Annotated in this window: 19 protein-coding genes; all 19 read left to right on the forward strand. The window is 73.4% G+C overall.

Annotated features, from left to right (window positions below; genetic code table 11):
- Positions 1–39: 39 nt before the first annotated feature.
- The 19 genes from MU522_RS09755 to MU522_RS09845 all read left to right on the forward strand — a co-directional run bounded on the left by MU522_RS09755 (position 40) and on the right by MU522_RS09845 (position 22398).
- Positions 40–1599: a UDP-N-acetylmuramoyl-L-alanyl-D-glutamate--2,6-diaminopimelate ligase gene (locus MU522_RS09755; protein ID WP_348645595.1), complete on the forward strand. Its 1560-nt coding sequence runs from the start codon at positions 40–42 to the stop codon at positions 1597–1599.
- Complete coding sequence (murF, locus tag MU522_RS09760) at positions 1599–3002, forward strand: UDP-N-acetylmuramoyl-tripeptide--D-alanyl-D-alanine ligase (RefSeq protein ID WP_246990785.1); 1404 nt, start codon at positions 1599–1601, stop codon at positions 3000–3002. Before MU522_RS09755 ends, murF begins: the two co-directional genes overlap by 1 nt.
- Entirely contained in the window at positions 3002–4102 is a 1101-nt protein-coding gene (gene mraY / locus MU522_RS09765; RefSeq protein WP_246990786.1) for a phospho-N-acetylmuramoyl-pentapeptide-transferase, read from the forward strand. The genes murF and mraY overlap by 1 nt, the downstream gene beginning before the upstream one ends.
- Positions 4102–5601, forward strand: a complete 1500-nt coding sequence (murD, locus tag MU522_RS09770; protein WP_246990787.1) for a UDP-N-acetylmuramoyl-L-alanine--D-glutamate ligase — start codon at positions 4102–4104, stop codon at positions 5599–5601. Before mraY ends, murD begins: the two co-directional genes overlap by 1 nt.
- Positions 5564–6814, forward strand: a complete 1251-nt coding sequence (gene ftsW / locus MU522_RS09775; RefSeq protein WP_246990788.1) for a putative lipid II flippase FtsW — start codon at positions 5564–5566, stop codon at positions 6812–6814. Before murD ends, ftsW begins: the two co-directional genes overlap by 38 nt.
- On the forward strand, positions 6811–7899 hold the full coding sequence (locus tag MU522_RS09780) for a UDP-N-acetylglucosamine--N-acetylmuramyl-(pentapeptide) pyrophosphoryl-undecaprenol N-acetylglucosamine transferase (protein WP_246993512.1): 1089 nt from the start codon (positions 6811–6813) through the stop codon (positions 7897–7899). Before ftsW ends, MU522_RS09780 begins: the two co-directional genes overlap by 4 nt.
- Positions 7896–9299, forward strand: coding sequence for a UDP-N-acetylmuramate--L-alanine ligase (gene murC / locus MU522_RS09785; RefSeq protein WP_246990789.1), 1404 nt, complete (start codon positions 7896–7898; stop codon positions 9297–9299). The genes MU522_RS09780 and murC overlap by 4 nt, the downstream gene beginning before the upstream one ends.
- Positions 9296–10435 (forward strand): FtsQ-type POTRA domain-containing protein, encoded by a 1140-nt coding sequence (locus tag MU522_RS09790; protein WP_246990790.1) that lies wholly within the window; start codon positions 9296–9298, stop codon positions 10433–10435. The genes murC and MU522_RS09790 overlap by 4 nt, the downstream gene beginning before the upstream one ends.
- A 166-nt stretch (positions 10436–10601) precedes the next feature.
- On the forward strand, positions 10602–11771 hold the full coding sequence (ftsZ, locus tag MU522_RS09795) for a cell division protein FtsZ (RefSeq protein ID WP_225792828.1): 1170 nt from the start codon (positions 10602–10604) through the stop codon (positions 11769–11771).
- A 5-nt stretch (positions 11772–11776) separates the two neighbouring features.
- Entirely contained in the window at positions 11777–12451 is a 675-nt protein-coding gene (locus tag MU522_RS09800) for a YggS family pyridoxal phosphate-dependent enzyme (RefSeq protein ID WP_246990791.1), read from the forward strand.
- A gap of 27 nt (positions 12452–12478) precedes the next feature.
- Positions 12479–12949: a cell division protein SepF gene (sepF, locus tag MU522_RS09805; protein ID WP_128188512.1), complete on the forward strand. Its 471-nt coding sequence runs from the start codon at positions 12479–12481 to the stop codon at positions 12947–12949.
- Between the two features lie 14 nt (positions 12950–12963).
- The gene (locus MU522_RS09810; protein WP_246990792.1) at positions 12964–13272 is read left to right on the forward strand and encodes a YggT family protein; all 309 of its coding nucleotides are present in this window, start codon (positions 12964–12966) and stop codon (positions 13270–13272) included.
- Positions 13273–13385: 113 nt separating this feature from the next.
- A complete protein-coding gene (locus MU522_RS09815) occupies positions 13386–14120 on the forward strand; it encodes a DivIVA domain-containing protein (protein WP_246990793.1) in 735 nt (244 codons plus the stop codon).
- A 68-nt stretch (positions 14121–14188) separates the two neighbouring features.
- Positions 14189–14722, forward strand: a complete 534-nt coding sequence (lspA, locus tag MU522_RS09820; protein ID WP_246990794.1) for a signal peptidase II — start codon at positions 14189–14191, stop codon at positions 14720–14722.
- Positions 14722–15642 (forward strand): RluA family pseudouridine synthase, encoded by a 921-nt coding sequence (locus MU522_RS09825; RefSeq protein ID WP_246990795.1) that lies wholly within the window; start codon positions 14722–14724, stop codon positions 15640–15642. Before lspA ends, MU522_RS09825 begins: the two co-directional genes overlap by 1 nt.
- Before the next feature lie 56 nt (positions 15643–15698).
- Positions 15699–19208 carry a DNA polymerase III subunit alpha gene (gene dnaE / locus MU522_RS09830; protein WP_246990796.1) on the forward strand — a complete coding sequence of 1170 codons (3510 nt, stop codon included), beginning with the start codon at positions 15699–15701 and terminating at the stop codon, positions 19206–19208.
- A 384-nt stretch (positions 19209–19592) separates the two neighbouring features.
- Positions 19593–20906, forward strand: coding sequence for a histidinol dehydrogenase (gene hisD, locus MU522_RS09835; protein WP_246990797.1), 1314 nt, complete (start codon positions 19593–19595; stop codon positions 20904–20906).
- The gene (gene nrdR / locus MU522_RS09840) at positions 20906–21382 is read left to right on the forward strand and encodes a transcriptional regulator NrdR (RefSeq protein WP_146357552.1); all 477 of its coding nucleotides are present in this window, start codon (positions 20906–20908) and stop codon (positions 21380–21382) included. Before hisD ends, nrdR begins: the two co-directional genes overlap by 1 nt.
- Complete coding sequence (locus tag MU522_RS09845) at positions 21379–22398, forward strand: quinone-dependent dihydroorotate dehydrogenase (RefSeq protein ID WP_246990798.1); 1020 nt, start codon at positions 21379–21381, stop codon at positions 22396–22398. The genes nrdR and MU522_RS09845 overlap by 4 nt, the downstream gene beginning before the upstream one ends.
- Positions 22399–22406 lie beyond the last annotated feature (8 nt).

The following is a 22406-nucleotide window of genomic DNA, read 5'->3' on the forward strand; positions in this document are numbered from 1 at the left end:
CGACACCTGAGCACTGAGGAGAGGATGTCCGTGGCGGGCGTGACCCCGAGGATCCTGCGACCGGAGCATCCCGCACCGAGGCCCCTCACCGGCCTCGTGGAGGCGTTCGAGCTCGAGGAGCGCGACGACCTCGACGGAGTCGAGGTGACGGGCATCACGATCGACTCCTCCGACGTGCAGCCCGGCGACATCTTCGCCGCGCTGCCGGGCGCGCACCGGCACGGCGCCGAGTTCGCCGCCGGCGCCGTCGAGCGCGGCGCGGTCGCCGTGGTCACCGACCCCGCCGGCGCCGGCCTCGTCGAGGCCGACGTGCCGGTGATCGTCGTCGACGACCCGCGCGCGGCGCTCGGCGAGATCGCCGCGTGGGTGTACCGCACCGAGGAGCATCCGCCGAAGCTCTTCGGCATCACGGGCACCAACGGCAAGACCTCGACCTCCTTCATGCTCGAGGGGCTGCTCGCCGACCTCGGCTTCGTCACGGGCCTGTCGACCACGGCCGAGCGGCACGTGGGCGACGTCGTCGTCACCTCGAAGCTCACGACGCCCGAGGCGAGCGAGCTGCACGCGCTGCTCGCGCGGATGCGCGAGGCGGGCGTGCGCGCCGCCGTGCTCGAGGTGAGCGCGCAGGCGCTCGAGCGGCACCGCGTCGACGGCGTGCGCTTCGACGTCGTCGCGTTCACGAACCTCAGCCACGACCACCTCGACGACTACGGCTCGATGGAGGCGTACTTCGACGTGAAGCTCGAGCTCTTCACGCCCGACCGAGCCGAGCGCGGCGTCGTGTGCGTCGACGGCGACTGGGGCGTGCGCGTCGCCGAGCGCAGCCGCATCCCCGTCACGACGCTCTCGAGCGATCCGCAGCGCCAGGCCGACTGGCACGTCGACATCTGGGAGGAGACGCCGACCTCGACGTCGTTCACCCTCACGGGCATCGACGGCGGCGCGATCGAGGTGCAGGTGCCGTTCATCGGGCGCCACATGGCGGTCGACGCGGCGATCGCGATCCTCATGCTCGTCGAGGCGGGCTTCGAGCTCGAGGCGATCGCCGAGGTCATCGACCGCGGCATGCGCAGCACGCTGCCCGGCCGCATCGAGCGGGTCTCCGGCGACGAGGGGCCCGCCGTGTTCGTCGACTACGGCCACAGCCCCGACGCCTTCGCGCAGACGCTCGAGGCGCTCCGCCGCGTCACCGAGGGCCGGCTCATCATGCTCTTCGGCGCCGACGGCGACCGCGACGCCACGAAGCGCGCCGACATGGGCCGCATCGCCGCCGAGCTCGCCGACGCGGTCGTCGTGACCGACTTCAACCCCCGCACCGAGGACCCGGCGGCGATCCGCGCGCAGGTGCTCGCCGGCGCGCGCGCGGCGGCCGGCGGCAAGCCCGTCATCGAGTCGTCGCCCGAGGAGGCGGCGATCCGCGCCGCGCTCGAGCTCGCCGGCCCGGGCGACACCGTGCTGTGGGCGGGCCCGGGCGACGCCGACTACCGCGACGTCGCCGGCGTCCGCGAGGCGTTCGTCGCGCGCGACGAGGCGCGCCGCGCGCTCCAGGAGGCCGGCTGGCCGGTGCGCGACGACCTCGCGCGGCGGGAGCAGCACTGATGCTCCGGATGCGCGCGAGCGAGATCGCACAGGCCGTGGGCGGCGTGCTCCACGGCGACGACGCAGTCGTCACCGGCTCCGTGGAGACCGACTCACGCCTCGTCACGCCCGGCGGCGCGTTCTTCGCGATGCCCGGAGAGGTCACCGACGGGCACCGCTTCATCGACGCCGCGCTCGCCGCGGGCGCGGCGCTCGTCGTCGCCGAGCGGCCGCTCGAGCAGGACGTGCCGCACGTCGTCGTCGCCGACGGGGTCGTCGCGCTCGGCGCGCTCGCCGCGGAGGTCATCCGCCGCGTGCGGGCGGCGGGCGAGCTGACCGTCATCGGCGTCACGGGCTCCAACGGCAAGACGACGACGAAGAACATGCTGCAGGCGATCCTCGAGGAGCACGGCCCGACCGTCAGCCCCGTCAAGTCGTTCAACAACGAGGTCGGCGCGCCGATGACGATGCTCCGCATCGACGAGGCGACCCGCTTCCTCGTGCTCGAGATGGGCGCGAGCGTCGTGGGCGACATCGCGCGCCTCACGGCCATGGCGCATCCCGACCTCGGCGTCGTCCTCAAGGTCGGCCTCGCCCACGCGGGGGAGTTCGGCGGCGTCGAGGCCACGACCCGGGCGAAGACCGAGATGGTGCAGGACCTCGGCGAGCACCACGTCGCCGTGCTGAACCGCGACGACGAGCGGGTGCGCGGCATGGCCGCGGCGACCCGCGCCCGCATCGCCTGGTTCGGCACCGAGCCCGGCCCCGCCGACGAGCCGACGGCGCTCTGGGCGAGCGACGTCGAGTCGACGCTCGAGGGCACGCTCGCGACGATCCACCGCGGCGACGAGTCGTGGCCGCTGCGCCTGCGCATCCTCGGCGAGCACCACGTCATGAACGCGCTCGCCGCGCTCACGGTGGCCGACGCGCTCGGCCTCGACCTCGAGCGCGCGATCGCCGCGCTCGGCACCATGCACCGCGCGGAGCGCTGGCGCATGGAGCTGCTCGAGCCCGGCGGCGGCATCACCGTCATCAACGACGCCTACAACGCGAGCCCCGACTCGATGGCCGCGGCCCTCCGATCGCTCGCGCACATGACCCGGCAGGCGTCCCGCCGCTCGGTCGCGGTGCTCGGCGAGATGGGCGAGCTCGGGCCGCTGTCGGCCGAGGAGCACGACCGCGTCGGCAGGCTCGCCGTGCGGGTGCGCGTCGACCGGCTCGTCGTCGTCGGCACCGGCGCGAAGGCCATCCACGACGCCGCCGAGCTCGAGTCGTCCTTCGGTCAGGACACCACGTGGGTGGAGGATGCGGAGCAGGCGGAGGCGCTGCTGCGCGCGAGCCTCGCGCCCGGCGACGTCGTGCTCGTCAAGTCGTCGCTGTCGGCGGGCCTCAAGGACCTCGGCGACCGGATCGGGGGCGTCTGATGCTCGTGCTGCTGGCCTCGGCCGCGATCGCCCTGCTGGTGTCGCTCCTCGCGACGCCGCTGTTCGTGCGCGGCTTCACGCGCATCGGCTGGGGCCAGTTCATCCGCGACGACGGCCCGCAGACGCACCACGTCAAGCGCGGCACGCCCACGATGGGCGGGCTCATCTTCATCGTGGCGACGCTCGTCGGCTACTTCGGCGGCAAGCTCATCGGGCAGGATCCGCCGACCTGGCCGGTGCTGCTCGTGCTGCTGCTCATCGTCGGGATGGGCGCCGTCGGCTTCGTCGACGACTTCCTGAAGATCTCGAACCAGCGCTCGCTCGGCCTCGGCGGCTGGGCGAAGGTCGCCGGCCAGCTCGTCGTCTCGGTGCTCTTCTCGGTGCTCGCGATCACCGTGCCCGCTGGCCCCGACGGCCGGCCCGTCGTCGACGTCACGATCTCGGGCGTGCGCGACCTCCCGTGGCTCGACCTCGCGCCGTGGGGCGCGGTCGGCGGCATCCTCTTCGTGCTCTGGATCACGATCATCAACGTCTCGGCGGCCAACGCCGTCAACGTGACCGACGGCCTCGACGGCCTCGCCACGGGCTCGACGATCGTCGCGATGGTCGGCTACGCCTTCATCGCGTTCTGGCAGTCCAACCAGTCGTGCCGGCCCGGCGGCTCCGCCGAGGAGAACCTCTACCGCTGCTACGAGATCGCCGCGCCCCTCGACCTCGCGACGCTCGCGGCGACGCTCTGCGGCGCGCTCATCGGGTTCCTCTGGTGGAACACGAGCCCCGCGCAGATCTTCATGGGCGACGTCGGCTCGCTCGCCCTCGGCGGCGCGCTCGCCGGCCTCGCGGTCATGACCGACACGCACCTGCTGCTGCTGCTCATCGCGGGCCTGCCGATCATCGTCACGGGCTCCGTCATCGTGCAGCGCGCCTACTTCAAGGCCACCGGCGGCAAGCGCGTGTTCCTCATGACGCCGCTGCACCACCACTTCGAGCTCAAGGGATGGGCCGAGGTCACGATCGTCGTGCGCTTCTGGATCATCGCGGGGCTCTTCGTCGCCGCGGGCGTCGGCCTCTTCTACTTCGAGTGGACGATCCACGGCTGATGCGCGACCTCGACTCCCTCACCTCCTGGCGCAGCGACTGGTCGGGCCTGCGCGTCGCGGTGCTCGGCCTCGGCGTCACCGGCTTCGCCGCCGTCGACACGCTCGCCGAGCTCGGCGCATCCGTCACCGCCGTGGCCGAGCGCGTCGACGACGAGCGCCGCACGATCCTCGGCGTCCTGGGCGTGCCGATCGTCGACGCGGCGGCCGCCGAGGTGCCCGAGGCGCTCGCCGGCGCCGAGCTCGTGATCGCGTCGCCGGGCCTCCGCCCCGACCACCCGTGGCTCCTCGCCGCGGCCGAGCGGGGCATCCCCGTGTGGGGCGACATCGAGCTCGCCTGGCGCGTGCGCGACAAGGTGCGCGCGGCCGAGTGGATCCTCGTCACGGGCACGAACGGCAAGACCACGACGACGCAGCTCACCGCGCACATGCTGCGCGAGGCGGGCTTCCGGGTCGCGCCGGTGGGCAACATCGGCACGCCCGTGCTCGACGCCGTGCGCGACCCCGAGGGCTTCGACGCGCTCGTCCTCGAGCTCTCGAGCTTCCAGCTGCACGGGCTCGCCGAGGAGGGGCCCGGCGCCCTGTGGCCGCACTCGGCGGCGTGCCTCAACATCGACGACGACCACCTCGACTGGCACGGGTCGGCCGACGCGTACCGCGCGGCCAAGGCGAAGGTGTACCGGAACGCGCGGGTCGCGGCCGTCTACAACGTCGAGGACCCGGCGACGATGGCGATGGTCGAGGAGGCCGACGTCGTCGAGGGATGCCGCGCGATCGGCTTCGGCCTCGGCGTGCCCGGGCGCAGCGACCTCGGCATCGTCGACGGCGTGCTCGTCGACCGCGCGTTCCTCGACGACCGGCACCGGCAGGCGCTCGAGCTCGGCACGCTCGACGACCTCGTGCCCGGCGGCCTGCGCTCGCCGCACATGGCGCGCAACGTGCTCGCGGCGGCGGCGCTCGCGCGCGCCTTCGGCGCCGAACCCGCCCACGTGCGGGACGCCATCCGCTCCTTCCGGCTCGACCGGCACCGCACCGAGCTCGTCGCCGAGGTCGACGGGGTGCGCTGGGTCGACGACTCGAAGGCCACCAACCCGCACGCGGCGGAGGGCTCGCTCAGCGCCTTCGACCGGGTCGTGTGGATCGTGGGCGGCCTGTTCAAGGGCGCCGACGTCGCGCCGCTCGTCGAGCGGCACGCGGGTCGCATCGTCGCCGCCGTCGCGATCGGCGTCGAGCGCGCACCGGTGCGGGAGGCGTTCGCGCGACACGCGCCGGGCATCCCGCTCGTGGAGGTCTCGACGGCGGACACTGGAGCCGTGATGCGGCTGGCCGTCGAGGAGGCCGCAGCGCACGCCGCGCCCGGCGTCACGGTCCTGCTGGCGCCGGCGGCCGCATCCATGGACCAGTTCGACGACTACGCAGACCGCGGCGACCGCTTCGCCGAGGCGGTGCGGGGGAGGGGAGCCCATGGCGACGACGACCGCGGCCCCCGCGCGCACGACTGACGGCGCCGCCTCCAGGATGGGTCGACGCGCGCTCGTGCGCGTGCGCTCGATGTTCGGCGCGCCGACCCTCAACGCGGCGCTGCTGCTCGGCACCACGCTCTTCCTGGTCGCGTTCGGCCTCATCATGGTGCTCTCGTCCTCATCGGTCGAGAGCTACGTGGCGGGCGGCTCGTTCTTCACCGACTTCGCGAAGCAGGGCGCCTTCGCCGCCGTCGGCATCGTGCTGATGCTGCTCGCCGCGCGCATGCCCGCGCACGTGTGGCAGCGCGTCGCGTGGCTCGGCATCATGCTCGGCATCGCGCTGCAGGTGCTCGTCTTCACCCCGCTCGGCTTCGGCGCGAACGGCAACCGCAACTGGATCGGCGTCGGCGGCTTCTCGCTGCAGCCCTCGGAGTTCGTGAAGGTCGCGCTGTGCGTGTGGCTCGCGATGATCATGACGCGCAAGCAGCGCCACGTGACGAGCTTCTGGCACGCCTGGATCCCCGCCGGGCCCGTCGCCGGCCTCTCGATCGGCCTCGTGCTGCTCGGCAGCGACCTCGGCACCGTCGTCATCATGACGATGCTCTCGTTCGGCGCGCTCTGGTTCGCCGGCGTGCGCTGGTGGCACCTGCTGCTGCCGGCCGCCGGGCTCGCGCTGCTCGCGGTGCCGGTCGTGCTCTCGAGCCCCTCGCGCGTGCGTCGCATCACCGCGTTCGTGCAGGGCTGCACCGACGCCGACTACTACTCGGGCTGCTGGCAGCAGCTCCACGGCACCTGGGCGCTCTCGGCGGGCGGCCTCTTCGGTGTCGGGCTCGGCAACTCGCGCGCCAAGTGGTCGTGGCTGCCCGAGGCCGACAACGACTACATCTTCGCGATCATCGGCGAGGAGCTGGGCCTGCTCGGCGCCGTCGTCGTGCTCGCGCTCTTCGCGCTGCTGGCCTGGACGATGCTGCGCATCGTGCGGCACGCGCGCCTGCAGATGACTCGCGTCGTCACCGGCGCCGCGATGGTGTGGCTCACGGGCCAGGCGATCGTCAACATCGGCGTCGTGCTCGGGCTCCTGCCCGTGCTCGGCGTGCCGCTGCCCTTCATCTCCTCGGGCGGCTCGCAGCTCATCGCCGCGCTCCTCATCGTCGGCGTCGTGCTGTCGCTCGAGCGCGTCGACAACCCGATCGTGCGGGGCGAGCGCCCCGCGCTCTCGCCGACGCCCGCGCCGGCTCCGGCGGAGGGCTGACCGTGCGCGTCCTGCTCGCCGGCGGCGGCACCGCCGGCCACGTCAACCCGCTGCTCGCGACCGCGCAGCGGCTGCGCGAGCGCGACCCCGGCGTCGAGCTGACCGTGCTCGGCACCCGCGAGGGCCTCGAGCGCGAGCTCGTGCCGCGCGCGGGCCTCGAGCTCGTCACGATCGAGAAGCTGCCGTTCCCGCGCCGCCCCGACGCCGCGGCGCTGCGCTTCCCCGCCCGCTGGCGCCGCGCGGTGCGCGAGGTGCGCGCCCTGCTGCGCGAGCGCCGCATCGACGTCGTCGTCGGCTTCGGCGGGTACGCCGCGGCGCCCGCCTACCGCGCTGCCCGGCTCGAGGGCATCCCGATCGCCATCCACGAGGCGAACGCGAAGCCCGGCATGGCCAACGCGCTCGGCGCCCGCTGGACGCCCTTCGTCGGCCTCTCGTACCGGCCGACCACCCTCGCGGGCGAGGTCGTCGGCATGCCGCTGCGCCCCGAGATCACCGGGCTCGACCGGGTCGCGCTGCGCGAGGAGGCGGTGCGCGAGCTGGGCCTCGACCCCGAGCGCCAGACGCTCCTCGTCACCGGCGGCTCGCAGGGCGCGCGCTCCATCAACCGCACGATCGTCGCCACGGCCGCCGACATCGTCGCCGCCGGCTGGCAGATCCTGCACCTCTCGGGCGGCAGGCAGACCGACTTCGAGCCCGCCGACGTGCCCCACTACGTCGCGATCGAGTACCTCGACCGCATGCACCTCGCGCTCGCCGCCGCCGACCTCGTCGTGTGCCGCGCGGGCAGCCTGACGGTGTCGGAGCTCATGGCCGTGGGGCTCCCCGCCGTGTACGTGCCGCTGCCCTACGGCAACGGCGAGCAGGGCATGAACGCCGCCGACCAGGTCGCGGCCGGGGGAGCGCTGCTGGTCGACGACCGCGAGTTCACGGCAGAATGGGTGCGCGCGCGGCTCGTGCCGCTGCTGGAGGACGCCGATCGGCTCGCCGAGATGGCCTCCGCCAGCGCGGGCGCCGGCGCGACCGACGGCAGCGACCGCATGAGCGACCTCATCGAGCGGGCCGCAGCCACGAGGAGGAAGCCGTGATCGAACCCGATCTCACCCAGCCCATCCCCGAGCAGATCGAGCGGGTGCACTTCATCGGCATCGGCGGCTCGGGCATGTCGGGCATCGCGCACATGATGCTCGACGCCGGGCTCGCGGTCTCCGGCTCCGACCGCAGCGGCTCGGCCGCCGTCGACCGGCTCGTCGAGCGCGGCGCCCGCGTCGCGATCGGCCACGACGCCGCCAACCTGCCCGACGAGGTCGACGCGGTCGTCGTCACGAGCGCGCTCTGGCCCGACAACCCCGAGCTGGTCGCGGCCCGCGAGCGCGGCGTGCCCGTGCTCCACCGCTCCCAGGCGCTTCACGTGCTCGCGCGCGGCAAGCGGGTCGTCGCCGTCGCGGGCGCCCACGGCAAGACGACGACGACGGGCATGCTCGTCGTCGGGCTGCACGGCCTCGGCATCGACGCGTCCTTCGTCAACGGCGGCGTCATCGCGGGTCTCGACGCCTCGAGCGGCCACGGCAGCTCCGACGCCTTCGTGCTCGAGGCGGATGAGTCGGACGGCTCGTTCCTGCTGTACGACGTGGCGGTCGCCCTCATCACGAACGTCGACACCGACCACCTCGACCACTACGGCACCCCCGAGGCCTTCGACGCGGCCTTCGCCGAGTTCGCGAGCCGCGCGAGCGAGGCCGTCGTCATCTCGGCCGACGACCCGGGCGCGCAGCGCGTGCGCGCGCGCATCCGCCATGACCGCGTCGTCACGTTCGGCGAGGCCGCCGACGCCGACGTGCGCATCGTCGACATCCGGGTCGGCGCGAGCGCCGCCGCGACCGTCGAGATCGCCGGCGAGCGCTTCGACCTCGAGGTGGGTGTGCCCGGCAGGCACAACGCCGTGAACGCGGTGGGGGCGCTCGCGACCCTCGTCGCGATGGGCGTCGCGCCCGTCGACGGCGCGCACGCGCTGGCCGGCTTCCGCGGCACCGGGCGCCGGTTCGAGCTGCACGGCGAGCGACGGGGCGTGCGCGTGTTCGACGACTACGCGCACCACCCCGCCGAGGTCGACGCCGCGCTGTCGGCGGCGCGCACCGTCATCGGCGACGGCCGCATCATCGCCATCCATCAGCCGCACCTGTACACCCGCACGCGCGACATGGCGGGCGACTTCGCCGCCGTCTACGAGCGGGTCGCCGACCACACCGTGGTGCTCGACGTCTACGGCGCCCGCGAGGACCCGATCCCCGGCGTCACCGGCGCGCTCGTCGCCGAGCGCTTCCAGGACGACGCCGACGTCGACTACCTGCCCGACTGGCAGCAGGCGGCGGCGCGGGCGGCGGAGCTCGCGCGCGAGGGCGACATCATCGTCACCCTCTCCTGCGGCGACGTCTACCGGATCATCCCGCAGGTGCTCGCGGCGCTGGAGGAGGGCGACGGGTCGTGAGGCGGCCCGACGGCTTCGACCGCCGAACGGACGAGCCGGTCGAGGCGCCCGCCGACGCGGACGACGCGGCCGGAGGCTCGAGCCTCGACGCGCTGCGCCGTCGCCGCGACGCCGCGCTCCGCGCCATCGCGGCGCACGAGGCGGCGGCCCGGCGCGGGTCGGCGGAGCGGGAGCCGGAGCGCGAGCCCAGGCGCTGGGCGCTGAGCGCCTACGCCGACCTCGACGAGGGCGCCGACGCGGCGCCGGCGACGGGCGGGCCGAGCGAGCCCGCGCCCCTGCCCGACGAGGAGCGCGGCTCGCTCGCCCAGCGCGTCGACCGCGCCTGGCGCGAGGCGCAGCGCGAGCAGCGCCGCCTCGACCGCGAGGAGGCGCGCGAGACGCGCCGCGAGGCCAAGGAGGCCAAGCGCGCCCGCGTGCGGCGTGAGCGCGCCGAGGTGCGGCGCTTCACCGCCGCCCGGCGACGGCAGGTGCGCGCGGCGCTCCTCACGGGCGGAGGGCTCGCGCTCGCGCTGCTGCTGCTCGTCGGACTCGTGTGGTCGCCGCTCATGGCCGTGCGCGAGGTGCGCGTGCAGGGCGTCGAGCGGCTCGACGCCGCGGTCGTGCAGGAGGCGCTCGGCGACGCGATGGGGGAGCCCATCGCCACCGTCACCGAGGAGGGCGTCGCGCAGCGGCTCTCGACGATCCCGCAGATCGAGTCGTTCCGGGTGGATGTCGTGCCGCCGTCGACCGTGATCGTGCACGTCGTCGAGCGGCGCCCGGTGGCCATCGTGCCCACCGCATCCGGGGAGGCCGTCATCGACGCCGCGGGCGTCGCGCTCGGACCGGTCGACGAGGCGACCGCGATGCTGCCGCGGCTCGACGGCGTCGAGCTCGGCAGCGCCGAGTTCGAGGCGATCGCGGCCATGCTCGTCGCGGTGCCGACGTCGGTGCTCGAGGCGACGGCGACCATCAGCGCACCGACCGAGTCGGACATCCGCCTCTCGCTCACGAGCGGCCAGACCGTGCTGTGGGGTGGCGCCGACGAGAGCCGGCTGAAGGCCGACGTGGTCGCGGCGCTGCTCGCGACGCAGGATCCGGCGGTCGCGGTCGTGCTCGACGTGCGGGCCCCCGAGCACTCCGTCGTGCGCGGCTCCTGAGCCCGCGAACCTGACGAATCCTTTTCTTGGCGGATCCGGCGGCGACACACCGAGTCGCTCCCGACCCGCGCACCTTCGCGGACGTACCGTCGAACTCGTCAGCATGAAGTGAGGAATTCTCTAAACTTCAACTAGAGGTTGAGAGTTCGATCGAGGGGCCGGAACCGTGACTTCCAACAACAACTACCTCGCCGTCATCAAGGTGGTCGGCGTGGGCGGCGGCGGCGTGAACGCCGTGAACCGCATGATCGACCTCGGCCTGCGAGGCGTCGAGTTCATCGCCATCAACACCGACGCGCAGGCGCTGCTGCTCAGCGACGCCGACGTCAAGCTCGACGTCGGCCGCGAGCTCACCAAGGGCCTCGGCGCAGGCGCCGACCCCGAGGTCGGCCGCCGCGCGGCCGAGGACCACGCGGAGGAGATCGAGGAGGCGCTCGCGGGCGCCGACATGGTCTTCGTCACCGCGGGCGAGGGCGGCGGCACCGGCACGGGCGGCGCGCCCGTGGTGGCGCGCATCGCCAAGAGCCTCGGCGCGCTCACCGTCGGCGTCGTGACGAAGCCGTTCTCGTTCGAGGGCCGCCGCCGCCAGGCGCAGGCCGAGACGGGCGTCGAGGCGCTCAAGAACGAGGTCGACACGCTCATCGTCGTGCCGAACGACCGGCTGCTCGAGATCTCCGACATGGGCATCTCGATGGTCGAGGCGTTCGAGACCGCCGACCAGGTGCTGCTCGCGGGCGTCCAGGGCATCACCGACCTCATCACCACCCCGGGCCTCATCAACGTCGACTTCGCCGACGTGAAGTCGGTCATGCAGGGGGCGGGCTCCGCGCTCATGGGCATCGGCTCGTCGCGCGGCGCGGACCGCGCGATCAAGGCCGCGGAGCTCGCCGTCGCGAGCCCGCTGCTCGAGGCGAAGATCGACGGCGCGCACGGCGTGCTGCTGTCGATCCAGGCCGGCAGCAACCTCGGCATCCACGAGACCTACGACGCCGCCAAGCTCGTGCAGGAGGCGGTGCACCCCGAGGCGAACATCATCTTCGGCACGGTCATCGACGACACGCTCGGCGACGAGGTGCGCGTGACGGTCATCGCCGCCGGCTTCGACGGCACCGGCCCGATCGCGAAGGTCGACGACTCCGTCATCCGCACGGCGTCGCGCACCGAGATGGGCCTGCGGCAGTCGACGCCGAGCGCCCCGGCGTCCGACGCCCACGAGGCGCCCGAGCGCCGCCCCGTCCCGGCGCCGCCGGTCGCCGACCACCTCACCGGCCCCGTCCAGCCGCTGACCCAGGTGGACGAGGAGGAGGACGAGTTCCTCCCCGACTTCCTGCGCTGACACGCATGGCAGACGCCCCCGCCGCGCGCCTGGCCGCCTTCCTCGAGCAGCTCGAGGGGGCGCGCCGGGCGCGCGGCGTCACGCTGATCGTCGTCACGAAGCGGCATCCGGCCTCGCTCGTGCGCGAGCTCGCGGCGGTGGGACAGCGCGACTTCGGCGAGAGCCGGCACCCCGAGTCGCGCGACAAGGCGGCGGCGCTCGCCGACCTCGACCTCACCTGGCACTTCGTGGGCCAGCTGCAGCGCAACAAGGCGCGGCAGGTCGCCCGCTACGCCCACGTGCTGCACTCGATCGACGCGCCCGAGCTCGTGGAGGCGCTCGAGGGCGGGGAGCCCGGCGACGAGCGCCCCGTGCGCGACGCGCTCGTGCAGGTCAACCTCTCCGACGACCCCGCCCGCGGCGGCGTCGCCCCCGACGGCCTCGACGCGCTCGCCGAGCGCGTCGCCGCGTCGCCGGCCCTGCGGCTGCGGGGCGTGATGGCGGTCGCGCCGCTCGGCGAGGAGCCCGCCGCCGCGTTCGAGCGGCTCGCCCGCCTCGCCGAGCGCGTGCGCGCCGTCGACCCCGCCGCCGACTGGATCTCGGCGGGCATGAGCGGCGACTGGCGCGAGGCGCTCGAGCACGGCGCGACACACCTGCGGATCGGCACCGCAATCACGGGAAACCGCCCGCTCGGCGGATAGCGTGAACCAGGCCACGAGGAGGATCCCATGAGCAACGCACTGAAGAAGGCGGCGATCTACTTCGGCTTCGCCGAGGAGGACGAGCTGACCCAGGAGGTCCGCCCGATCGAGCGGACCGAGGAGCACGACCGTGCACACACGCACCAGCCGCGCGAGCGCGTCGAGGAGCCGCGCCGCGCTCCCGTCACGAAGCTCCGCGCAGCGCAGAAGGTGAGCGACATGAGCGAGATCCTCACGGTGCACCCGCGCCAGTACAAGGACGCCAAGGCCATCGCCGAGGCGTTCCGCGACGGCACGCCGGTGATCATCAACCTGTCGCAGATGACCGACGGCGACGCGCGCCGGCTGATCGACTTCTCGGCCGGCCTCACGCAGGGCCTCGAGGGCCGCATCGAGCGCGTGACGACCAAGGTCTACCTGCTGACGCCCGAGCACATCGCCGTCTCCGGCGGCCGCTCGGTCGACGAGGACGCGGACTCCGCCGTCTTCGCGCACTGAGCCCCGTCAGCTCAGTGCCGATCGTCTCGATCCTCGCCTGGATCGTCCACACCGCAGCGCTGCTCGCGTTCTACGTCTTCTGGGCGCGGATCATCCTCGACTTCGTGCGGCAGCTCCGGCGCGACTGGAAGCCCTCCGGCTTCTGGCTCGTGCTGTCGGTGTGGATCCTGCGGGTGACCGACCCGCCGCTGCGCTGGGTGCGCCGGTTCGTGAAGCCGGTGCGCGTCGGCGGCGCGATGCTCGACCTCGCGATGCTCGTCCTGCTCCTCGGGCTCATCCTGCTCATGACCGTGGTCGGCCCCTTCCGGGCGTTCAGCGCCTGAGGTGCCGCGCGGGCGCGGCGGGCTAGGATCGTCAGCACGCCGTCCGCGACGGGTACAGTGAATCTGCGCTGCGCGCCCGATCGGGCGCGGCAGCCGACGAAGAAAGGCACGACATGGCACTGACTCCTGACGACGTCGTCCACAAGCGCTTCGAGACGACGCGCTTCCGCGACGGCTACGACCAGGATGAGGTCGACGACTTCCTCGACGAGGTGGTCACCGAGCTTCGTCGACTCACCGAGGAGAACGACGCCCTCCGCGCCGAGAACGAGCAGCTGAAGCAGGGCGGCGCCGTCGCCGCGCCCGCCACTGCGCCCGCCGAGGCCGCCGAGCCCGTCGAGCACCCCGACGCCGCCGAGCTCGAGCAGCTCCGCGTCGAGAACGAGCGCCTCAAGGAGCAGCTCGCCGAGCGCGAGGCCGAGTCGGCCCCTGTCGCCGAGGTGCCGCAGGACGACGTGGTCACCGAGCCGCAGGCCGCGGAGCCGCAGCCCGAGGGCGCCGCGCCCGCCGTCTCGAACGCCGACGGCCTGCTGGCGCTCGCGCAGCGCGTCCACGACGAGCACGTCGCCGCGGGCGAGGCCCGCCGCGACGAGCTGATCGCCGCCGCCGAGGCCACCGCGCAGCAGATCGAGGACGACGCCGAGCAGCGCAAGACGGTGCTCAACCAGGAGTTCGACGACGAGAAGAAGAAGCTCGACGAGCAGAAGGCTGCCCTCGAGCAGAAGATCGACGAGCTCAAGAGCTTCGAGCGCGACTACCGCCTGAAGCTGCGCGGCTACATCGAGAGCCAGCTGCGCGACCTCGACCGCTCGTCCTCGCTCGCCTTCGGCGGCCAGAGCGGCAGCTGATCGCGCACTCTGTGGCAGACGACTCGACTGCGGTCCGGAGCACGACGGCCTGGCGGATGCTGGGCCTCGTGCTCGGGACCGCAGTCGTCGTCTGGGTGGCCGACTTCCTCTCGAAGGAGTGGGTCATCGCCGAGATGGCCGAGGGGGAGCGCCGCGCCGTGCTCGGCGAGCTGCTCCAGTGGCACTTCGTGCGCAACCCCGGCGCGGCGTTCTCGCTCGCGGCCGGCTCCACCTGGATCTTCACGATCCTCGCCGGTGTCGTGGTGGTGTTCATCGCCACCCAGCTGCGTCGCATCCGCTCGCCCCTGTGGGCGGCCGCGTTCGGCGGCCTGCTCGGCGGCACGGTCGGCAACCTCACCGATCGGCTGACGCGCGAGCCCGGCTTCTTCGTCGGCCACGTCATCGACTTCATCCAGGTCTGGGGCTTCCCGGCGATCTTCAACATCGCCGACATCTTCATCGTGTCGTCGATGATCGGCGTGGTGCTGCTCGTGCTCGCCAACATCGGCCTCGACGGCGTGCGCCGCACCGACGAGCCGAAGGCGGACGCGCGCGAGGACGACCCCGACGCCACGCAGCCGCTCGACCCCGACGACCGCTGATGGAGGAGCGCTTCCTGCAGGTGCCGCCCGGCCTCGACGGCACGCGCGCCGACGCGGGCCTCGCCAAGCTGCTGGGGCTCTCGCGCACCGCGGTCGTCACCATGCTCGACGACGGCGGGGCGCAGCAGGACGGCGCGACGCTCGGGAAGTCCGACCGCCTGCGCGCCGACGCGTGGCTCGACCTGCGCTGGCAGCCTCGCGAGGCGCCCCGGATCGTCGCGACGCCCGTGCCCGACCTCGGCATCGTGCACGACGACGCCGACATCGTCGTCGTCGACAAGCCCGCCGGCGTCGCCGCGCACCCGAGCGCGGGCTGGCAGGGCCCGACGGTCGTCGGCGCGCTCGCGGCGGCGGGCTTCCAGATCGCCACCTCCGGCGCCGCCGAGCGGCAGGGCGTCGTGCACCGGCTCGACGCCGGCACGAGCGGCCTGATGGTGGTCGCGAAGAGCGAGCGCGCCTACAGCGAACTGAAGGCCGCCTTCCACGACCGCGAGGTCGAGAAGGTCTACCACGCGGCGGTGCAGGGGCACCCCGACCCGCTGTCGGGCACGATCGACGCGCCGATCGGCCGCCACCCGGGCAGCGAGTGGAAGTTCGCGGTGGTCTCGAGCGGCAAGCACGCGATCACCCACTACGAGACGCTCGAGGCGTTCCGCGGCGGCAGCCTGCTCGAGGTGCACCTCGAGACGGGGCGCACGCACCAGATCCGCGTCCACATGGCCGCCCGGCGCCACCCCTGCATCGGCGACACCATGTACGGCGCCGACCCGACGGTCGCCGCCCGGCTCGGCCTCGAGCGGCAGTGGCTGCACGCGAAGCGGCTCGGCTTCCGGCACCCGGGCTCCGGCGAGCAGGTGGTCTTCGAGTCGCCCTACCCGGCCGACCTCGCGCGGGCGCTCGAGATCCTCCGCGAGGAGTGATCCCGCCGCCGCGCCCGGCTCGGCGCGTGGGCCCCCGCCCGTAGGATCGAGGGGCCATGGCAGACTCCTTCGCGCACCTCCACGTCCACACCGAGTACTCCATGCTCGACGGCGCAGCTCGCATCACCGAGCTCATGCAGGCCGTGCAGCGGGAGGGCATGCCGGCGGTCGCGATGACCGACCACGGCAACGTGTTCGGCGCCTACGAGTTCTGGCGCGCGGCGAAGGCCCAGGGCGTCAAGCCCATCATCGGCACCGAGGCGTACATCACGCCCGGCACCCACCGCTCCGACAAGACGCGCGTCAAGTGGGGCGGCAGCGACGCCGCGCCCGGCGACGACGTCTCCGGCGGCGGCGCGTACACGCACATGACGCTCCTGGCCGAGAGCAACGAGGGGCTCGCCAACCTCTTCCGCCTGTCCTCCTACGCGTCGATGGAGGGCTTCTACTTCAAGCCGCGCATGGACCGCGAGCTGCTCGAGCGGCACGCGAAGGGCCTCATCGCCACCACCGGCTGCCCCTCCGGCGAGGTGCAGACGCGCTTGCGGCTCGGCCAGTTCGACCTCGCCATGGAGGCCGCCGCGAGCTACCGCGACCTCTTCGGCGCCGAGAGCTACTTCCTCGAGATCATGGACCACGGGCTCGAGATCGAGCGGCGCGTGCGCGACGGGCTGCTCGAGATCGGCAAGCGGCTCGGGCTGCCGCTGCTGGCCACCAACGACCTGCACTACACGCACGCCGCCGACGCGAAGAGCCACGAGGCGCTGCTGTGCGTGCAGTCCGGTTCGACGATGGACGACCCGAACCGCTTCCGGCTCGAGGGCGGCGGCTACTACGTGAAGTCGGCCGCCGAGATGCGCCACCTCTTCCGCGACCTCGACGGCGCGTGCGACAACACGCTGCTCGTGGCCGAGCGCTGCTCGGTCGAGTTCGACGAGTCGGCCAACTACATGCCCCGCTACCCGGTGCCCGAGGGCCACACCGAGGACACCTGGTTCCGCCACGAGGTCGCGGTCGGCCTCGAGCGCCGCTACCCGGGCGGCATCCCCGAGCGCGTGCAGCAGCAGGCGGACTACGAGATGGACGTCATCTCGAACATGGGGTTCCCCGGCTACTTCCTCGTCGTCGCCGACTTCATCAACTGGGCGAAGGACAACGGCATCCGCGTGGGGCCCGGCCGCGGCTCCGGCGCCGGCTCCATGGCCGCCTACGCGATGCGGATCACCGACCTCGACCCGCTCGAGCACGGCCTCATCTTCGAGCGCTTCCTCAACCCCGACCGCGTCTCGATGCCCGACTTCGACATCGACTTCGACGACCGTCGCCGCCCCGAGGTCATCCGCTACGTCACCGAGAAGTACGGCTCGGAGCGCGTCGCCCAGATCGTCACCTACGGCACGATCAAGTCCAAGCAGGCGCTGAAGGACGCATCCCGCGTGCTCGGCTTCCCCTTCGGCATGGGCGAGCGGCTCACGAAGGCGATGCCGCCCGCGGTCATGGGCAAGGACATCCCGCTCTCGGGCATCTTCGACTCGTCGCACGAGCGCTACAAGGAGGCCGGCGACCTCCGCGCGCTCATCGAGACCGACGCCGAGGCGAAGACCGTCTTCGAGACGGCCCGCGGGCTCGAGAACCTCAAGCGGCAGTGGGGCGTGCACGCGGCGGGCGTGATCATGTCGTCCGAGCCGCTCATCGACATCATCCCGATCATGAAGCGCGAGCAGGACGGCGCGATCATCACGCAGTTCGACTACCCCGCGTGCGAGGCGCTCGGCCTCATCAAGATGGACTTCCTGGGGCTCCGCAACCTCACGATCGTCTCCGACGCGCTCGACAACATCCGCGCCAACCGCGGCGAGGAGCTCGACCTCGAGACCCTGCCGCTCGACGACCGCGGCGCGTACGAGCTGCTCGGCCGCGGCGACACGCTCGGCGTCTTCCAGCTCGACGGCGGACCGCTGCGCTCGCTGCTGCGCCTCATGAAGCCCGACTCGTTCGGCGACATCTCGGCCGTCATCGCCCTCTACCGGCCCGGCCCCATGGGCGCCGACTCGCACACCAACTACGCGCTGCGCAAGAACGGCCTGCAGCCGATCACGCCCATCCACCCCGAGCTCGAGGAGCCGCTCGCCGACATCCTCGACGAGAGCTACGGCCTCATCATCTACCAGGAGCAGGTGATGGCGGTCGCGCAGAAGGTCGCCGGCTACACGCTCGGCCAGGCCGACATCCTGCGGCGCGCGATGGGCAAGAAGAAGAAGGCCGAGCTCGACAAGCAGTTCGAGGCGTTCTCCGGCGGCATGCGGGAGCGCGGCTACTCGGCCGCCGCCGTCAAGGCGCTGTGGGACATCCTGCTGCCCTTCTCCGACTACGCCTTCAACAAGGCGCACTCCGCCGCCTACGGCGTCATCTCCTACTGGACCGCCTACCTGAAGGCCCACTACCCGGCCGAGTACATGGCGGCGCTCCTGACGAGCGTCGGCGACTCCAAGGACAAGATGGCGATCTACCTGTCGGAGTGCCGGCGGATGGGCATCACGGTGCTGCCGCCCGACGTCAACGAGTCGTCGCTCTACTTCACGGCCGTCGGCGACGACATCCGCTTCGGCCTCGGCGCCGTGCGGAACGTCGGCGAGGGCGTGGTCGACGGCATCATCGCCGCACGCACGCGCGAGGGCGCCTACACGTCGTTCCACGACTTCCTGAAGAAGGTGCCGCTCGGCGTCGCCAACAAGCGCACCGTCGAGTCGCTCATCAAGTCGGGCGCCTTCGACAGCCAGGGGGCGACTCGGCGCGCGATGCTCGAGATCCACGAGGATGCGGTCGACGCGGCCGTCTCGATCAAGCGCAACGAGGCGAACGGCCAGGTCGACCTCTTCGGCGACATCTTCGACGACCTCGACACGGTCGCCGACCGGGTGCCCGACCGGCCGGAGTGGGGCAAGCGCGACAAGCTCGCGTTCGAGCGCGAGATGCTCGGCCTGTACGTCTCCGACCACCCGCTCGCGGGGCTCGAGCTCGAGCTCGCGAAGCACGCGACGCATCAGATCCAGGACCTCGCCGAGACCGCCGAGGACGGCGACACCGTCACGCTCGCGGGCCTCATCACGAGCGTCCAGCACCGCGTGGCGCGCAACTCCGGCAACCAGTACGGCATCTTCGCGCTGCAGGACTTCGGCGGCGAGCTCGAGGTGATGGTGCTCGGCAAGTCCTACACGGAGTTCCGCACGAGCCTGCAGCCCGACCAGGTGGTCGTGGTGCGGGGCCGGGTGCGCACGCGCGACGACGGCTTCACGGTGCACGCGAACAGCATCGACACGCCGGATGTCCAGCCGGTCGACGAGACGCGGCCGCTCGAGCTGCGCATCCCCGAGCGCCGCGCGTCGATGACGGTCATGCGCGAGCTGCGCGGCCTGCTCGAGCGGCACTCCGGGCCGACCGACGTGCGCCTGGCGCTCGAGCGGCCCGAGGTCGAGCGGGTGTTCTCGCTGCCGCAGCGGGTGCGCGTCTCGAGCGACCTCTTCGGCGAGATCAAGTCGCTGCTGGGCCCCGCCTCGATCGCCTGACCCGGCCGCCGCCCGCTTGGAGCGGCGCCTCCCGCGGTCGAGTGGCGCCTCCGGAGAACGAGTGGCGCCTCCGGAGAACGAGTGGCGCCTCGCGTGATCGAGTGGCGGCTCCTGCGTCCGAGTGGCGCCTCACGTGATCGAGTGGCGCCTCGCGTGATCGAGTGGCGGCGACCGCAGGCGGCGCCACTCGATGTCGTGCGGCGCCATCCGATGCTGCGGCGCGCCACTCGATGCTGCGGCGCGCCACTCGATGCTGCGCCGCGCCACTCGATGTTGCGCCGCGCCACTGGATGCTGGGAGGCGCCACTCGGTCGTCGCGGGCGGCGCGCGGGGAGCGGGAGCGCGGCGCGGCGGGCGCGGCGGGGTCGCCGTACGATGGAGGCCATGCTCCGACGACTCGACCTGACGACGCTGCCCGACGAGCACGAGCTGCGCGCGCTGCTGCCGCGGCCCGCCGTCGACGTCGACCGCGCGCTGCCGGCCGCCCAGGAGCTGATCGCCGACGTGCGCGAGCGCGGCGCCGAGGCCCTGGCCGCGCAGGCCGAGCGCTTCGACGGCGTGCGCCCCGCCGAGCTGCGGGTGCCCGCGGCCGCGCTCCAGGAGGCGCTCGCCGCGCTCGACCCGGCGGTGCGCGCGGCGCTCGAGACGGCGATCGAGCGTGTGCGGATCGGCTCCGCCGCGCAGGTGCCGGCGCCGACCGCCGTCGAGCCCGCCCCGGGCGCCGCGGTCGAGCTGCGCTGGCAGCCCGTCGACCGCGTCGGGCTGTACGTGCCCGGCGGCAAGGCCGTCTACCCGTCGAGCGTCGTCATGAACGTGGTCGCCGCGCAGGCCGCGGGCGTCCGCTCGATCGCCGTCGCGAGCCCCGCGCAGGCCGAGCACGACGGCCTGCCGCACCCGACCATCCTCGCCGCGTGCGCGCTGCTCGGCGTCGACGAGGTCTACGCGATGGGCGGCGCCGGCGCGGTCGGCGCCTTCGCCCACGGCGTGCCCGGCATCGGGCTCGCGCCCGTCGACGTCGTCACGGGCCCCGGCAACGTCTTCGTCGCCGCGGCGAAGCGCGCCGTCGCCGGCAGCGTCCGCGTCGACTCCGAGGCGGGCCCGACCGAGATCCTCGTGATCGCCGACGGCACCGCCGACGCCGAGCTCATCGCCGCCGATCTCGTCAGCCAGGCCGAGCACGACGAGCTCGCGAGCGCCGTGCTCGTCACCGACGACGCCGCGCTCGCCGACCGCGTCTACGAGGCCGTCGCGCGCCGCGCCGCCGCCACGGCGGCGAGCGCCCGCGTCGGCGCCTCGCTCGCGGGCGAGCAGTCGGCGATCGTGCTCGTCGCCGACCTGGCCGCCGCCGCGCGGGTGAGCGACGCGTACGCGCCCGAGCACCTCGAGATCATGACGGCCGACGACGACGCCGTGCTCGCACGCATCCGCCACGCGGGCGCGATCTTCCTCGGCGCGCACACGCCGGTCAGCCTCGGCGACTACGCCGCGGGCTCCAACCACGTGCTGCCGACCGGCGGCCAGGCGCGGCGCGTCGCCGGCCTCGGTGCCGCGACGTTCCTCCGCCCGCAGCAGGTCGTGCGCTACGACCGCGCGGCGCTCGCCGCGGTGCGGGCCGACGTGGTCGCGCTCGCCGCCGCCGAGGGGCTGCCGGCGCACGGCGAGGCCATCGAGGCGCGCTTCGAGGCGGGGGAGGCCTGATGCACTGCCCCTTCTGCCGCAACCCCGACTCCCGCGTCGTCGACTCCCGCACGAGCGACGACGGCACCTCCATCCGCCGGCGGCGCCAGTGCACCGAGTGCGGCCGCCGCTTCACCACCACCGAGACGGCGAGCCTGTCGGTCGTGAAGCGCTCCGGCGTGCTCGAGCCCTTCCGCCGCGAGAAGGTCATCGAGGGCGTCCGGAAGGCCGTGCGCGGCCGGCCCGTCACCGACGCCGACCTCGCCGGCGTCGCGCAGGCGGTCGAGGAGACCATCCGCGCGACCGGCGCGAGCCAGATCGACGCGAACGAGATCGGCCTCGCGGTGCTGCCGCCGCTGCGCGAGCTCGACGAGGTGGCCTACCTGCGGTTCGCGAGCGTCTACAACGCCTTCGACTCGCTCGACGACTTCGAGGCCGCCATCCGGGCCCTGCGCGAGGATCAGGCGCACGCCGTCGACGCGGAGGAGGAGCGATGACCGCGTACGACCAGTTCTTCCGGCACGGCTTCCGCCACGTCGACCCCGAGCGGGCGCACCACCTCGGCGCGGCCGCCATCCGGGCGATCGGGCTCGCGCACCCCGGTGTGCGCACCGACCCGGCGCTCCGCACCCGCGCCCTCGGCCGCGAGCTGCCGACGCCGTTCGGCATCGCGGCCGGCTTCGACAAGGACGCGACGATGATCGCGGGCCTCGGCGCGCTCGGCTTCGGCCACGTCGAGGTGGGCACGATCACGGCGCGCCCGCAGCCGGGCAACGACCGGCCGCGCCTGTTCCGGCTCGTCGACGACCGAGCGCTCATCAACCGGATGGGCTTCAACAACCAGGGAGCGGCGGTCGCCGCCGAGCGCATCGCCGTCGCCCGCGAGGCGCGCTCGCGCCCCGTGATCGGCGTCAACATCGGCAAGAGCCGCGTGGTCGACGCCGACGACACCGCCGCGGTCGAGCGCGACTACCTGCACTCGGCGCGCCTGCTCGCACCGGTCGCCGACTACTTGGCCGTCAACGTCTCCTCCCCGAACACGCCCGGCCTGCGCGGCCTGCAGGAGACGCGCGTGCTCGAGCCGCTGCTCGCGGCGATCCGCGCCGAGGCCGGCGACGTGCCGGTGCTCGTGAAGATCGCGCCCGACCTCGACGACGAGCAGGTCGAGGGCATCGCCGCGCTCGCCGAGCGCCTGGCGCTCGCGGGCGTCATCGCCACGAACACCACCATCCGGCGCGACGGTCTCGTGAGCGATGCGGATGCGGTGGCGCGCGCAGGCGCGGGCGGGCTGTCGGGCACGCCGGTGGCCGCGCGGTCGCTCGCGGTGCTGCGCCTGCTGCGCGCGGCGCTGCCCGCTGGCGTCGACGTGATCTCGGTCGGCGGCGTGGAGACGGCCGCGCAGGTGCGCGAGCGGCTCGACGCCGGCGCCGCCCTCGTGCAGGGCTACACCGGCTTCATCTACCGCGGGCCGGGCTGGGCGCGCGAGATCAACGCCGGGCTTCGCGCGACGTAGCGCTCGCG

This window comes from Agrococcus sp. SCSIO52902 (assembly GCF_022983135.1).
Classification (GTDB): Bacteria; Actinomycetota; Actinomycetes; order Actinomycetales; family Microbacteriaceae; genus Agrococcus; species Agrococcus sediminis.